The 14,852-nt window shown below is 41.3% G+C and carries 14 protein-coding genes; 4 read left to right on the forward strand and 10 right to left on the reverse strand.

What is annotated here, in order from left to right; all coding sequences use genetic code 11:
* The first annotated feature begins 161 nt into the window (after window positions 1–161).
* From ACSVI6_RS01430 to ACSVI6_RS01440, 3 genes are all read left to right on the forward strand, one after another.
* Complete coding sequence (locus ACSVI6_RS01430) at window positions 162–863, forward strand: hypothetical protein (RefSeq protein WP_491720795.1); 702 nt, start codon at window positions 162–164, stop codon at window positions 861–863.
* Between the two features lie 54 nt (window positions 864–917).
* The gene (locus ACSVI6_RS01435; RefSeq protein ID WP_491719889.1) at window positions 918–1,151 is read left to right on the forward strand and encodes an SHOCT domain-containing protein; all 234 of its coding nucleotides are present in this window, start codon (window positions 918–920) and stop codon (window positions 1,149–1,151) included.
* Between the two features lie 170 nt (window positions 1,152–1,321).
* Window positions 1,322–2,215 (forward strand): tyrosine-protein phosphatase, encoded by an 894-nt coding sequence (locus tag ACSVI6_RS01440; RefSeq protein WP_491720796.1) that lies wholly within the window; start codon window positions 1,322–1,324, stop codon window positions 2,213–2,215.
* A 60-nt stretch (window positions 2,216–2,275) separates the two neighbouring features.
* Here the strand turns inward: ACSVI6_RS01440 and argD are convergent, their stop codons facing one another.
* The 5 genes from argD to argF are packed head-to-tail and all read right to left on the reverse strand — an operon-like array spanning window position 2,276 to window position 7,446.
* Window positions 2,276–3,406, reverse strand: a complete 1,131-nt coding sequence (gene argD / locus ACSVI6_RS01445) for an acetylornithine transaminase (protein ID WP_491720797.1) — start codon at window positions 3,404–3,406, stop codon at window positions 2,276–2,278.
* Window positions 3,407–3,419: 13 nt separating this feature from the next.
* Window positions 3,420–4,145, reverse strand: coding sequence for an acetylglutamate kinase (gene argB / locus ACSVI6_RS01450; RefSeq protein ID WP_491720798.1), 726 nt, complete (start codon window positions 4,143–4,145; stop codon window positions 3,420–3,422).
* A 5-nt stretch (window positions 4,146–4,150) separates the two neighbouring features.
* Window positions 4,151–5,338: a bifunctional glutamate N-acetyltransferase/amino-acid acetyltransferase ArgJ gene (gene argJ / locus ACSVI6_RS01455; RefSeq protein WP_491720799.1), complete on the reverse strand. Its 1,188-nt coding sequence runs from the start codon at window positions 5,336–5,338 to the stop codon at window positions 4,151–4,153.
* Window positions 5,339–5,349: 11 nt separating this feature from the next.
* Window positions 5,350–6,378, reverse strand: coding sequence for an N-acetyl-gamma-glutamyl-phosphate reductase (gene argC, locus ACSVI6_RS01460; protein WP_491716962.1), 1,029 nt, complete (start codon window positions 6,376–6,378; stop codon window positions 5,350–5,352).
* A 21-nt stretch (window positions 6,379–6,399) separates the two neighbouring features.
* Window positions 6,400–7,446, reverse strand: a complete 1,047-nt coding sequence (gene argF, locus ACSVI6_RS01465) for an ornithine carbamoyltransferase (RefSeq protein ID WP_491720800.1) — start codon at window positions 7,444–7,446, stop codon at window positions 6,400–6,402.
* A 268-nt stretch (window positions 7,447–7,714) separates the two neighbouring features.
* Here argF and ACSVI6_RS01470 point away from each other — a divergent pair, with 268 nt between their 5' ends.
* Window positions 7,715–8,677: an NAD(P)-dependent oxidoreductase gene (locus ACSVI6_RS01470; RefSeq protein ID WP_491720801.1), complete on the forward strand. Its 963-nt coding sequence runs from the start codon at window positions 7,715–7,717 to the stop codon at window positions 8,675–8,677.
* A 78-nt stretch (window positions 8,678–8,755) separates the two neighbouring features.
* Here the strand turns inward: ACSVI6_RS01470 and ACSVI6_RS01475 are convergent, their stop codons facing one another.
* The 5 genes from ACSVI6_RS01475 to ACSVI6_RS01495 form a co-directional block, all read right to left on the reverse strand.
* Window positions 8,756–10,534: an oligopeptide ABC transporter substrate-binding protein gene (locus ACSVI6_RS01475; protein WP_491716965.1), complete on the reverse strand. Its 1,779-nt coding sequence runs from the start codon at window positions 10,532–10,534 to the stop codon at window positions 8,756–8,758.
* Between the two features lie 235 nt (window positions 10,535–10,769).
* Entirely contained in the window at window positions 10,770–11,714 is a 945-nt protein-coding gene (locus ACSVI6_RS01480) for an ABC transporter permease (protein WP_491716966.1), read from the reverse strand.
* 11 nt (window positions 11,715–11,725) lie between these two features.
* Window positions 11,726–12,685 (reverse strand): ABC transporter permease, encoded by a 960-nt coding sequence (locus ACSVI6_RS01485; RefSeq protein WP_491716967.1) that lies wholly within the window; start codon window positions 12,683–12,685, stop codon window positions 11,726–11,728.
* A complete protein-coding gene (locus tag ACSVI6_RS01490) occupies window positions 12,685–13,662 on the reverse strand; it encodes an ABC transporter ATP-binding protein (protein ID WP_491720802.1) in 978 nt (325 codons plus the stop codon). The genes ACSVI6_RS01485 and ACSVI6_RS01490 overlap by 1 nt, the downstream gene beginning before the upstream one ends.
* Complete coding sequence (locus ACSVI6_RS01495) at window positions 13,659–14,690, reverse strand: ABC transporter ATP-binding protein (protein ID WP_491720803.1); 1,032 nt, start codon at window positions 14,688–14,690, stop codon at window positions 13,659–13,661. The genes ACSVI6_RS01490 and ACSVI6_RS01495 overlap by 4 nt, the downstream gene beginning before the upstream one ends.
* Window positions 14,691–14,852: the final 162 nt, after the last annotated feature.

Consider the following 14,852-nt stretch of genomic DNA (forward strand, 5'->3'; position numbering starts at 1 on the left):
AAATATGGGACATTTTTTAAGTGGTACCTGATATGCATACTATCAATTCCAGTTTATCTGTGTTCATTCTTCTTAGGACCACTAGTAGTCATCCTAGAGATTATTAATTACTTAATTATACGTCGAGAATCTAATCAAGGTAAGTAAGGGAGCGGACTATATTGAGAAAAAATGACAATATCTATATTTTGGTTGTAACTGATGATGATGGATCAATTTCGATGCCAATGGAACTTACCGTTGGAGCTGATGGGGTTAACATCCCACCCTACGTTGTATCTGCATTTGCAGTTAAAGCTAAAGACGGCATAATTAGAATTCCATTGAGCGAAGTTGGTGAAATCAAGACTGCTGAATTGAACGAAGATGCTATGATTAAGCGCCGACTTGATGGATATCGGCCATTTTTTGCAAGTACATCCACTGAAGTTGCCCGCTTCTTTTTGAGTAAGGACAGATTAGATCACCGTAAGTTAAACTATTTGGTATACCTTGCTTTTGTTGAATATCTAATGGTCCATAATCACAGCAAGGACAATATTAAAAAACTTTTGTTCAGCCGCAGCATTTCAGTTGAAGGGTATGGCCCTAATTGCCTGCGTCAATTGTCTGTCTCCAAAGATATTCATGGAAATTATCGGCAGCTTGATCCAAATCATGCTGATGATGGGCTAGATAGCGACATCATTAACATATTGAATCGGGTTTGGCATCGGTATCAAAATGCCAGCGCCGATAAGTTGGAGAAGTTGATTGCGGGGACCTATGCAATGACATTTGCGTGGTTTAGCCAGGGTGAATTAGATATTAATACCATGAATCCGAATGACATCTACCAATGTTATGATGAAGATAAACGATAATTTACTGTTTGGCTGTATCCATATATAATATAGATAAATGGGGGGAGATTTTTAATGCTATACGCAATTATAATTATTTTAGCAATTCTCTTCGGAATTTATATTTGGAGAGCTAGTAAGCATCAACAACGGCAAGCTGAAAAGGTTCAGCATCGGGTTGATGTGATTAAAGATAGTGATGATAATGACGTTCAATTAAAGCACTTGAAGCAACTGCTTGATTCGGGTGCAATTGATCGTGAAGACTATCAACAATCAAAACAAAAAATCTTAAAAAATAAAATTTAATAATTAGAAGATCGGCTGATGAGTATTGCTCGTCAGTCGATTTTTATTTACGGATGTATTTTAAAAAAATCATTTTGCAATTTAATACATTACTTTTACAATCTATTTACTTTAAATTTAAAATGGTTGGCTATAATGAAGACATCATAAACTTAGGAGTGAAAGAGAAAATGATAAAGCCATTCAAAAAATTTGTGTTTGTTTCTGCAACCTCGTTGACCTTATTCGCCAGTGTTACTCCCTCACTAATTAACGCCGTTACCACTACTGCTAATGCTAGTTCAATTAGCACCCTTAAAAAGCAAGCTGGAAAGCAAATTAAGCTTTCTGGAGCTGTTAACGTTCGTGATCTTGGTGGTTACACTAATAGTAAGGGTCAAACCATCAAGGCCAAGAAGTTGATTAGAAGTGCCCAATTGAACAACTTAACTAAGGGCGATATTAAGAAGTTAACAGATACATACCATGTTGGCGTCGATGTCGACTTTAGAACTCCCAAGGAAGTTGCTAAAGCCAAAGATCCTAAAATCAAGGGCGTTAAGTACGTTAAGGCCCCAGTAGTTTCAGACAAGGAAAACGAAGAAGACATCAAGGTTTATAATAAGGATGGGGAAAAGGGAATGATTCTCTACTACACCTACTTTATTAATAAAACTGGACGGACTGAATATCGAAAATTATTTGATGAATTATTAAGTACTCCTGATAACAAAGCTGTTCTTTACCACTGTAGTTACGGAAAGGATAGGACCGGTTTCGCCACTGCATTAATTTTAACTGCATTAGGTTTTGATAAGAAGACCATCTATAAGGACTACCTTCTTTCCAACAAGTACCGTGCAGCTGCTACTAAGGCTGACTTAGCTGAAATGAAGAAGAATGGTTCATCCGCTAAGGATATTAAGAACGAATACTATAACGATATCGTTGAAAAGCCATATCTTGATAAAGCTTATTCACTTGCTGAAAAGAAGTATGGTTCAATGATGGGCTACTTGAAGAAGGGGCTCGGTCTTACGAACGCTGATATTCAAAAGCTACAAAGCAAATATTTAACCAAGTAATTATTAATCAATCCATTTAAAAAAGCATTGCAGGATTTTATTCCTTGCAATGCTTTTTTATTATCCAATTGCTTTTTTAATTTTCGCAACTGCATCCGCTAATGCAGCTTCGTCAATAATTAATGGTGGCAATAATCTTAACGTGTTGCCCCGTGCAGAGAGGGTTAATACTCCATCATCTTGGAGTTTTTTAATTACGTCGCCGACCTTAACATCATCAGTTAAATGAATTCCGATCATTAAACCAGTGCCAGAAATACTTTTAACGTGGTCGAGTGGTTTGATTTCCTTATTTAGCATTTCAGCTAATTTAGTACCCTTAGCTTGAACCGTTGCTAAAAATTCTGGAGTTAGTTGGTCTAAAACAGCATTTGCTGATGCCATAACGACCTTGTTGCCACCAAAGGTATTTCCATGGTCACCAGGTTGAAAGGCCTTCGCCACGGATTCCTTAGCCAACATTGCACCAACGGGGAGCCCATTGGCAAGTCCCTTAGCAACCGTAATGATGTCTGGTTGTAAGTCAAATTGTTCGAATGCGAACTTGTATCCAGTCCGCCCCATCCCTGATTGCACTTCATCAACGATCAAAAGGGTGTTGGTTTCATGACACTTGGCTTGAACGGCTTGTAGCCATTTCTTATTACCAACGTTAACGCCACCTTCACCTTGAACGACTTCTAAGATGACTGCGGCAGTTTCTTCAGTAATCGCTGCTAATGAAGCATCGTCATTGTATTCTTCGAACTTAATGTCTGGAACCAATGCAGCGAAGCCATCCTTAATGTGAGGGTAGCCAGTCATGGAAAGTGATCCGTAGGTCCGACCATGGAATCCAAAGTTGAAGGCAACGATTTGGGATTTGCCAGTGGCTTTCCGTGCTAACTTCATTGCAGCTTCGTTGGCTTCGGTCCCAGAGTTACAGAAGAATGCTTGATAACCCTTTGGACAAAGTTTTTCAGCTACTTGTTCGGCCTTACTATTGACATATAGATTAGAGATATGCCAGATGTGGTCAACTTGTTTTTTAACGGCATCCTTAACCTGTTGGTTACTGTAACCGAGGTTACAGACCCCGATTCCAGAAGTTAAATCAATGTATTCCTTGCCGTTTTGATCGATTAAATGGTAGTCATGACCATCAACTGGTTCGATCGGAAATTGTGCGTATGTGTTAATTAAACTTGTCATTAAATATTTCCTCCTAATTTACGATTGCGGTGCCGACTTTACTTAAGTCGTTCGTGATTGAGACGTGCTTGATGCCATTATCAACGGCCTTGAATGCAGCATTGACCTTTGGAATCATCCCGTTAACTAGCTTTTGGCTTTCAACGAGTTTAACTGCGGTTTGGTGGTCGAGTTGACTTAACACCTCGTCATCTAGCATTACCCCAGGAACGTCAGTTAATAGGATCAATTGGTCGGCATTGACCATGCTAGCAATTGCTTCGGCAGCCATGTCGGCATTCACATTGAGCTTTTGGCCTTCCGGACCAATGGCGATGGATGAGCAAAGACCAACTGATTGGTATGTCATCACATCGATGTAGTTCGCCTTGACCTGATTGATTTCACCAACTTCACCATAGGTAGCCTTATCAATGTAGTCACCCAATAAAAATGGGTAGTTATCAGAATTCATCATGGTACTTTTAATGCCGTGGGCGCTAAACTGTTTGTGTAGTTCTGGTTGAATGATGCGGTTTAAAACGTTGCTCGTAATGTCCATCAGCTGTTCATTAGTGACCCGAATCCCGTTGATTTTATGGGCTGGTTGACCGATGAATTTACCACATTCAGAAATGAGGTTACCCCCACCGTGAACGATTAAAACCTGTTCGCCTTGTTCTTGAAGGGTCTTAATTGAGTTGAAAAAGTCTGTGGTTAAGTTTTTAACCATGTTACCACCAATTTTAATTACGATCATAATCATTACTCCTCGTATGCTGCGTTGATTTCAACGTATTTATAAGTTAAATCACAGCCCCATGCAACGCCGCTGTAATTACCAGCAGCTAGATCTACTGTGATGTTAATTTCATCATTGCCTAGTTGTTTTCTAAGTGCATCCATGTCGATATCTTGAAGTTGACTGTTCTTAACGACTTCGGTGCCTTCAATGCTAATCGCTAATTGGTCCAGGCTGATCTTAGCTTCGGTCTGGCCAAGGGCTTGAACGATTCTTCCCCAGTTAGCATCTTCACCGAAAATCATCGCCTTGATTAAGTTGGAGCCAACGATTGCTCTTGCAACGTGGTTGGCATCTACTTGACTAGCAGCATGGTTAACGTCTGCTTCGATTAGTTTGGATGATCCTTCTCCATCACGGGCAACTAACTTTGCGAGGCCAGTGAGGACATAGTTGAATGCGTTCACGAATTCATTGAATTCTGGATGGGTAGCATTGAGGGGTTGATTACCCGCTTCACCATTAGCAAGGGCGATTACCATGTCATTGGTGGACATACAACCGTCAACTGTAATTTGGTTGAACGAATTTACGATCTTAGCACTGAGGATCGATTGGAGGACTGATCCTTCAATGTTTGCATCGGTCGAAATAAAGCTAAGGGTGGTTCCCATGTTCGGATGGATCATCCCGGAACCCTTGGCAAACCCAGTGACAGTTATGGTTTGACCATCAATTTCAGTTTCGACACAGACCTTCTTGGAAGTGGTATCTGTGGTAATGATTGCTTCTGGAGCGTCCGTGCTATCAGAGAGGGTGAGATGATTTAAGCCATTTTCGATAACGTCCATTTGCAGTTGCTTGCCAATGATTCCAGTGGAGGCAATTCCGATTTCATCTGGTTTTACGTTGAGCTTATCTGCAACCCACTTGGCTTCGGTGTTCACGTTTTGAATTCCCTGTTCGCCAGTAAATGAGTTTGCGTTCCCACTGTTGACCACGACGGCCTTTAGCTGATGCTTAGCATTAATGTGTTGCTTAGTTACTTGAACGGGGGCTGCTTGAAATTGATTCTTGGTGTAGACCCCAGCTGCAGCACATGGTTGATCAGAAACGAGCCAACACATGTCTAATTTCTGATCAGCTTTAAAACCAGCGTGAACGGCACCAGATTGGAAGCCCTTAGGCCATTTAAATGCGATGATTTTCATATTGGATCCTCCTATGGTAATACTGGGGTTAATTTAAGCCCGTAGTCAGCGTCAAATGCAAAGAGTTGATTGAAGTTTTGGATGGCTTGGCCCGCAGCACCCTTGATCATGTTATCGATCACACTGTCGACCAATAGGTACTTAGTAACGGGGTTGTAACTAAGTCCGATGTGGCATTCATTGGTACCAACGACACTCTTAACGGTTGGTAATTCGGTTGTAGAAACCTTTACGAATGGATGATCCTTGTACAACTTAGCAAATTGTTCTTGAATCGTTTCTTCGCTTATTCCATCTTTAATCTTTACATAGATCGAACTCATAATCCCACGGTTGAACGGTGCTAGGGTGGTCATGAATTGGATGTGGTCAATCTTTGGATTCCATTGCTTGAGCATTGCCATAATTTCTGGGATGTGCTTATGTTCATTTGGCTTGTAAATTTGCAGGTTATCATGGGCTTGTACGAAGTGGCTTGATTCAGTCAATTTCTTACCAGCTCCCGATAAGCCAGATTTTGCATCGATGACGATGTTATCAAGATCGGCGATATCCGCCTTGATCAGTGGAGCGAGCCCTAATAGCACTGAAGTAGCGTAACAACCTGGGTTAGCGACGTAATTCTTACCAGGGTTGTTAGTAATATCTGCGAGACCATAATAAGCGTTGTCTAATTCGGTTTGTGGAGCAGCTGGTTTTTGGTACCACTTTTCGTATTCCTTTGGATCCTTTAGCCGAAAGTCGCCTGATAGATCAATTACTGGAAAGTCGGCAGCAAAGAATGGTTCAGCTAGCTTAGAAGTAATGCCAGCTGGTGTTGCAAAGAAAACGGCATCGTTTTCAGTGATGATTTGCTTCGCATCATATGGCTTAACCGCTTTAGTGTAGTAAGCGTATTGTGGGGCTAATGTTTTCAATGGAACGGATTCCTTAAGATCATGTTGATAAATATTGATTTTAATGATGCCGGGATGCTTTTGAAGGAGTCCGAACAATACCATTCCTGCATAACCTGTGATTCCAATAATTGCAACGTTCATTTTAAAACAACCTTTCGATTTCTAAATTTTGGGAATATACATATTACCGAGCGTAGCGGCGATGATGGCCTTGATTCCATGTTTTCTGTTTTCTGCTTCGTCGAATTGGCGAGCGTATTTACTGTTGAAGACTTCATCGGTAATTTCTAATTCACTGAGGTGGTATTTTTCGAAGACTTCTTGGCCCACTTCAGTATTTAAGTCGTGGAATGCTGGGAGACAGTGCATTACGATTAATTTTTCATTATATCCATATATGTTACCGGTCTTTTTGAGGGCACTCATGTTAACTTGGTATGGTTTTAACAGATTGATTCGTTCTTGCCAGTTATCTTCACCCATTGATACCCAAACGTCAGTAGTTACTACGTTGGCACTCTTTAAACCACTGTCAAGATCAGCAGTGATTTCAATCTTAGCACCACTTTCATCGGCATACTTTTGTGCGATTTTGATTACATCGTAGGCAGGGGTTAATTCCTTAGGGCTAACGATGGCAACGTCAATACCAACCATTGCACAACCAACGAGGAGGCTGTGGGCAACGTTGTTACGACCATCACCGAGGTAGGCGAGCTTCACACCCTTGAACGAACCGAAGTTTTCCTTGATCGTGATCAAATCAGGAATCGTTTGGGTAGGGTGCCATTCATCAGTTAGACCGTTCCAAACAGGAACGCCTGAATACTTAGCCAGTGTTTCAACGTCTGATTGCTTGTAACCACGGAATTCAATTCCGTCATACATACTACCCAATACCTTAGCAGTATCGGCAACTGATTCTTTGTGTGAAAGGTGGATATCATCCTTCCCCAAGAAAACGGGGTTAGCACCAAGCTCAAATGCAGCAGTGGTGAATGCAGATCTAGTTCGTGTTGAATTCTTTTCAAAGATGAGGGCGAGGTTCTTACCTTCAAGGTACTTAGTGTAGTTATTTTGCTTTGCTTCTGCTTTTAAGTGGAGCCCGAAGTCAACTAAGTAGTTCATTTCGCTTGGGGTAAGGTCAGTTTCAGCAAGAATGCTTCTGCCATGGAATTGATTTGAAAAGAAATTGAATTGATTTTGCATAATGATTCCTCCGTTAAATTTAATATACAAGCTATATGTATATAATGTGCTTATTTAGAATTTATATTCATTATATTATCACTAATCATAACATTATTCAACTTTTTTGTGTATTTTTATGCCGTTTTATTTTAATTAATTGTATATATATACTAATAATATTCATTTTAACGGTTAAAAAGCCTTTATTATGCATACATCTTTATTCATTCAAATCAATTGTGTTGATTTTTGAATGGGCGTAAGTTAGGTGATGAGGTGAATAATAATGAATATTTTAGTTGCAATTGCAAATGATAATTTTAAAATCGATCAAATTAAGCAGTTGTTTGATAAGGATCAAGCTTTTGCTAATGACCAGCTTTACTATGATTTTGAAAACCCATCTGTTGATCTAGATCAAATTGACGTTATGATCGGCTATGGTCATGATGAATTGAATTACATGTTGGAAAGTGCCAACTCGCACTTAAAGTGGGTTCAAGCCCTTTCCGCCGGGGTTGATTACTACCCACTAAAGAAGATGCAGGCTAAGGGGGTGATTTTGACCACGGTCAATGGTATCCATGCTGAACCAATTGCCGAATCAGCAATTGGCATGATCTTAGGTCAATATCGCTTCCTATTAGAATCAGCTCGCAAGCAGGGATGGCTAAAGCCGACCCATAGTTTGAAGATGATTCATGGTAAGCATGCTGTCATCTTCGGCACGGGCCACATTGGACAACGGATTGCAGAATTACTGGATGCCTTTGGGGCGCAGGTGACGGGGGTGAACCACGATGGTCATTCCGTCGCTGGTTTTGCCAACACCGTTAGTAATACTGATTTGCAAAATCCCGCCATTACCGCGGCTGACATCATTGTAAATGCGCTGCCACTAACCAGTGCAACTGAGGGAATATATAATGAAGCGTTTTTCAATTCTTTAACGAATCAACCGATCTTCATCACCATTGGACGCGGGCCTAGCACCAATACCGATGATTTATTGGCGGCGATCGATAATCGTCAATTAGGGGCGGCGGGACTAGATGTGACCGATCCAGAACCACTGCCTGCTGATCATCCGCTCTGGCAACGGGAGAATGTTTTGATCACTTCGCATATCTCAGGAATCCATGCTGAATATTTAGAAGAATCATTGCAGATTTTGAACCAAAACTTGGCGCAGTTTAAGCAGGATGGGACAGTGGCAGTTAATGAAGTAAATTATAATAAGGGGTATTAAAAACCATAAAAAATAAGCTCCATCAGAAATTTCCTGATGGAGCTTATTTTAATTTAGCGAATCGCTAATTATGATCGACTACTTAGTAGAAGCGCTGTTCAATTGAAGGTTACTCCAGAAGTAGTTGTTAGCAGGGGAAGTAGTGTAGTTCACAACCCGCTTGTTAACTGGTGACCATGAAAGTGAGAATGCGTTAGGAGCGTAAGCTGTTTGATCATTCATGAATTCTTGCCAATCCTTGAATTGTTTTACTCTGTAACTTTCGTTCCAAGCCTTGTCATTGTTCATGTTAGCCAAGAGTTGGTCGTTTTGCTTGTTTGCAAAGTGTCCCATGTTAAATGCTGCTGAGGTACCGAAGATTCCAGTAGGAGTTGGTTCACTATTAGTAGTGAAGGCACCGGTATAGAAATCAATCTTGTTTTGTTGTGGCTTTTGTAGGATTGCGTAGAAGCTGTTCATTTCCATTGGCTTACCACCAGCGAATTGAACGTTCAAGCCTAGCTTGTGCCATTGTTGCAATTCGTATTGTTGAATTGCAAGGGTAGTGCTAGTTCCTTGCATTGCACCGTAGTAGATCGTAAGTGGTTTCCCATTTGGTTGGGTTCTCCACTTGCCCTTCTTCTTGTAACCAGCTTCATCAAGGAGCTTTTCAGCCTTCTTGAAGTCGTATGGGAAGCCGGCAGCTTTACTGTCGTAGTACTTCTTAAATGCTGGAGGAAGGAGCGTGTTAGCGTGCCAGCTAAGTCCGTAACCGAACTTTTTGTAAACTTGATCAAGGTTAAGTGAGTACATCAATGCTTGACGAAGGTTCTTGTTACCCATCTTAGCGTTCTTGTCGGTAACACTAACGCCTTCCTTGTTCGCATGACCAAGGACGAAACCGAAGTAACTAAATGAAAGGGCAGGGGAACCAACGGCAGTGTAATCACTCAACTTCTTGACTTGAGGATATTGACTACTTACACCACCAAATGCGAAGTCGTACTTCTTAGCCTTAAATGCAGCAGCGAAGTTACTTTGTGAAACAACTTGGATCGTGATGTTCTTGATCTTAGGAGTTGGGCCGAAGTAGTACTTGTTAGGAACCCAAGTAGTTGATTCACCTTGTACTTGTTTAGAAAGCTTGTAAGGTCCAACGAAGATTGGGTTCTTCCGAACTTGAGCACTGGAAGCAAGCTTGTCAATTGGAACGTTCTTAAAGTATTCGTATGGTTCAGCAGCTTGCCACATCGTAGAATTACCTAAGTACTTCAACGAAGGTGGGAAACTATTGAACTTAATCTTAAGGACATTGCCGTTTTGGCCATCTGGGTATGTAAATCCGGAAATTGTCTTAGCCTTACCAGCGTGATATTCAGCTAACCCATCAATCTTGTTCATATCAGCTGAGTATTGTTGGGAAGTCGTCTTAGGGTTCGCAATGATTTCGTAGGCGTATTCAACGTCCTTTGCGGTAACCTTCATCCCGTTTGACCACTTAGCATCTTTACGAACGGTAACGGTCGCGGTCTTGGTAGCCTTATCAAGCTTCAAATTAGCTAAACCACCATCAACAATCTTGTAGTTCGCATCAACATTGAACAGTGCTTGTTGACCTGGTGAGTATACATCGCCATCTTCAGCATTAACTTGTAATGTAGGAGATGTAATTCCGGCGAATGGTGAATTATTAACTTCAGCAACTTTTAATGTGCTGTTGTTCCCACTAGTGGTTCCCTTTCCTGAGGTATTATAAGAAGTGGGTAAATCGGCATGCTTTGAGCTGCCGCTATTATTGCTGCTGTTTGAACACGCAGCTAACGTAAGTGCTGATAGCATCGCAATTCCTGCTGTCAGCCATTTTTTATGTTTAATCATAAACAATTCCTCCAATAGTGAAACGATATTTTTTTGAAACTAACTCATAAACAATGTTCACCACCTGTTATGTAAATCTATTAATTATTTTTTAATAAAAATATTATAGATAACATTCTAATCATTTTTTAATTAAAATTCAAGTGTTTTATTAAGATTATTTTTAATAAAGTTAAAAATAACTAAAAAATCGGGCGTTTGCCCGATTTTAGTGTGTTATAAAATTAAAAAAAGATTAGTTACCACGTCTTTGCATAACGCTAGTTGATCTTCTAACTGCCTGCCCGATGTAACTGATGGCAAGACACATGATCACCACTTCCGCAGCAGCTGGCAACCAGTTCCACCAGTATTGCGTAATGTTAGTAGGGTCACTGGCGTTTCCAATTAACGTCCCTAGTGAAGGAGTGTTCAATGGGAGCCCAAACCCAAGGTATGATAGTCCGGTTTCAACCCCGATATTTTCGGCGAAGGAAAGGGTCGTATCAACAATGATGAGTGATGAAATATTAGGCATAATTTCGCTAAAGATAATTTTTAGATTGCTAGCGCCAGAAGTTTTAGCCGCAAATACGTAGTCGCGGTGCGCTTCTGAAGATGTTCTCGAACGAATTAGCCGAGACGTCCCCATCCAGTAGAAAATCGAAAGGATTAACGTCAACGTAATGGCATTGTAGTGGGGAATGATGGTTACCAAAACAATGATGAACATTAGCATTGGAATGATCATCATAAAATCATAGAGTCTTTGCATTGCTAAATCGACAAACCCACCAAAGTATCCTGAAATCAGCCCGTAGGCAATCCCAAAGGTGGACGAAATAATGGTCAAACCAATTGCGATACCGATTGAATTTCTAGAACCAACGATTAGTTGCTTGGCGATCGAACGCCCAGAAGCATCTGCTCCTAACCAATATTCTGGAGTGAATGGCTTGCTGAAACTATCCATGATGTTAGTTTGCATCATGGCACTTTGGTTGATGAAAAACGATGCGATCACCGTAAATAAAATAAATGATACTAATGCAATAAGTGAAATTAAGGCGAGTTTGTCGGCCTTAAATTCGTTCCAAATCACCCTCAGTTGGGAGGGCGAGGCATTTTCCTCAGCTTCCTTAGTGAGGCGTGCTAAATCATCAGCACTTAAGTTGTTAATGTTTAAAGTTTTGTTCTTCATTTTTACCCCTCCTATTCAACCCGAATTCTTGGATCAACGACACTTAAGATGATGTCAGATAACAACGTCCCAAGGAGGTTCAAGAATCCATATAGTAGCACAAGAGCGGTAATAACAGTGTAATCACGATAGCTAATTGCATTTAGGAATAAGAGCCCCATTCCAGGGTATGAGAAGATTTGTTCCGTAAAGATGGAACCGCCTAATAGTCCTGTGATCGAATAACCCGCAAATGCGGTAATTGGCAACAGCGAATTTCTAAAGATATGGTGTTTGTAGATGTCCTTTACTGGCACCCCTTTAGAACGGGCCGTCTTAACGTAGTCGGAACGCTTAGCATCGATCACTTCAGAACGAAGGTATTGCACGATTCCAGTGGTCCCAAAGAATGCTCCTAAAAGGGCGGGCAAAATGATGTGCCCAATTCTGGAAAGTAAGGTACCACCAAGTCCGCTGGCGGTTGGGGAAACGGAGCCGCTAGTTGGGAACCAGCCGAGTCCATATCCAAAAATCCAAACCCCAAGCACCAAAATAACGAAGAATGGAACTGACATGGTTACGTATGAGTAGATTCGTACCAATGAATCTTGCCACTTACCTTCATGCTTCCCGGCATAAATCCCGAGTGGCAACCCAATTGCGTATGTAAGGACCATGGTAGCAAGTGCTAACCAAAGGGTGTTACCACCCCGTTGCGCAATCAATGTTGTAACTGGTTCTTGGTATTCATAACTCATCCCTAAGTTACCGTGGAATAAGTGGACTAACCAATTCCAGTATTGTTGATACCATGGATCATATAGTCCGTTGATCTTCATCAAGTGATGCATCTGAACGGCATTTAATTTAGGGTTAATGGCTCCTGTAAATGGATCACCAGGCATGGCCTTTGCTAATAGGAACACAAGGATGCTAAGGATAAATAGTTCTGGGATCATAATTAAGACCCGTCTTAAAATTGTTTTCCACATTAGTCTGCCACCTCCTGATCATTGGATTTTTTAAGTTCAGCAATGGCTGTTGCTGGTAATGCCACCCAGTGAGTAGGCGATAGTTGTTGAAGGGGCAAGGCCAATCCTTCGTCATCGTAGTACTGATCGCTTTCTTCACGGTATTTTTGTTCAATTGCAAGGCGGTGCTTGCGGTGGGCTTCGCGTTCATCGACGTTGGTACTTGGAATCGCAGCAAGGAGGCGCTTCGTGTAGATGTGTTGGGGGTGGTTGTAAATTTCATCACGGGTCCCAATTTCAACTAAACGCCCCCGATTCATGATCGCAATATTGGTACACATGTGCCGAATAACCCCTAGATCATGGGAAATGAATAGGTATGAAACGTTGAATTCCCGTTGAATTTTCTTCATGAAATTCAAGACCTGCGCCTGAACTGATAGATCCAAGGCAGAAACTGGTTCATCCGCCACGATCAATTTAGGGTTAGTGGCAACGGCCCGAGCGATATCAATTCTTTGTCGTTGTCCACCTGAGAATTGGTGGGGGTACTTATAAATTGATTCAGCACTGATCCCAACAATATCGAGGAGTTCGATCACCCGTAGTTTGATCTCTTCCTTATTTAGATCGGTAAAATTATGCAGTGGTTCAGCAATGATATCGTAAATCCGTTTTTCAGGATTCAAACTGGACATTGCATCTTGGAAAATCATTTGGACATCCTTATTATATTGCATTTTATTACGGACGCTTTTTTTGGTAATATCTTGCCCGTCGTAAATGACTTCTCCAGACGTCGCTTGTTCCAGACCAACGATCGTTTTACCAGTTGTTGATTTTCCAGAACCGGATTCGCCAACGAGGCCAAACGTTTGGCCAGGTTCAATCTTAAAGCTGACCCCGTCAACGGCCTTGACGTTGTTTACGATGCGGTTCCAAAAACCGCCTCGCACTGGGTAGTAAACTTTTAAGTCTTTAACTTCTACTAAACTCATACAGCACGGCCTCCTTTAGCTTCATCTGGGAACGTAAAGTTCTTATAGCAGATACATCTGACGAAGTGACCGGCCTCTACTTCATGCATCGTTGGGTGTTCTTCGTGTTGATCAGCTGGGACCCATGGAATCCGTGGGGCGAACTTATCACCAGTCTTAGGCATCTTCTTAAGTGATGGCACCATTCCGTTGATCACGTATAGTTCATCGTTTTCAGAATCTGCTTGCGGAATCGAGCGGATCAACGAACGGGTGTAGGGATGTTCGGGGTGCGTGAAAACCTGCTTTGTGCTCCCCAGTTCAACAATCTCACCAGCGTACATAACCGCCACTCTGTCTGCTGATTCAGCAACCACCCCTAAATCATGGGTGATCAAGATGATTCCGATGTGGTTTTCCTTTTGAATTTTACGAAGCAGGTCCAAAATTTGGGCTTGAATCGTAACGTCAAGGGCCGTCGTGGGTTCATCGGCAATGATCAAGTCGGGCTTACATGCGATCGCAATTGCAATCATCACCCGTTGTCGCATCCCACCGGAAAGTTGATGGGGGAATTGATGCCCCACTAATTTTGGATCATGGATTCCAACTTGGTCGAGTAACTCGATCGCACGGTCGTAACGTTGCTTAGCGTTTAAATCGTTATGGTAAAAGAGGGTCTCACCAATTTGATCACTAATCCGTTTGAGCGGATTCAATGCTGACAATGGATCTTGGAAGATCATCCCAATCTTGCCACCCCGAATTCGATTGTACTGTGCTTCGTTTAATGAAAGTAAGTCTGTTTTACCTTCAAAAATAATTTTCCCCGAAGTTTTGGAATCATTGGGATTTTGTAATCCCATGATGGTCGTGGCAAGGGTACTCTTCCCACAACCAGATTCACCAACAAGTGCTAAAATTTCATCTCTGTTAACCGTAAGATTAATCCCTGAGATGGCGGGATAATACTTGCCATCGATTTTAAAGGACGTCCCAACATTTTGGATATCTAGAATTTGTTGATGAGCTTTACTTGCATCTGTCATTTTAAACCTCACCCTTCAATTGTTATTACCTTTAATGATTATTTCATTAATGCACTATATTCTAATGATAATTTAATCAAAAAGCAAGGATGATTTGAAAATGATAACAATATTATATTAAATGATTATTTTTATCTAAATTGAATGATTAAAATTAAATTA

Source organism: Nicoliella sp. ESL1106, assembly GCF_058509965.1.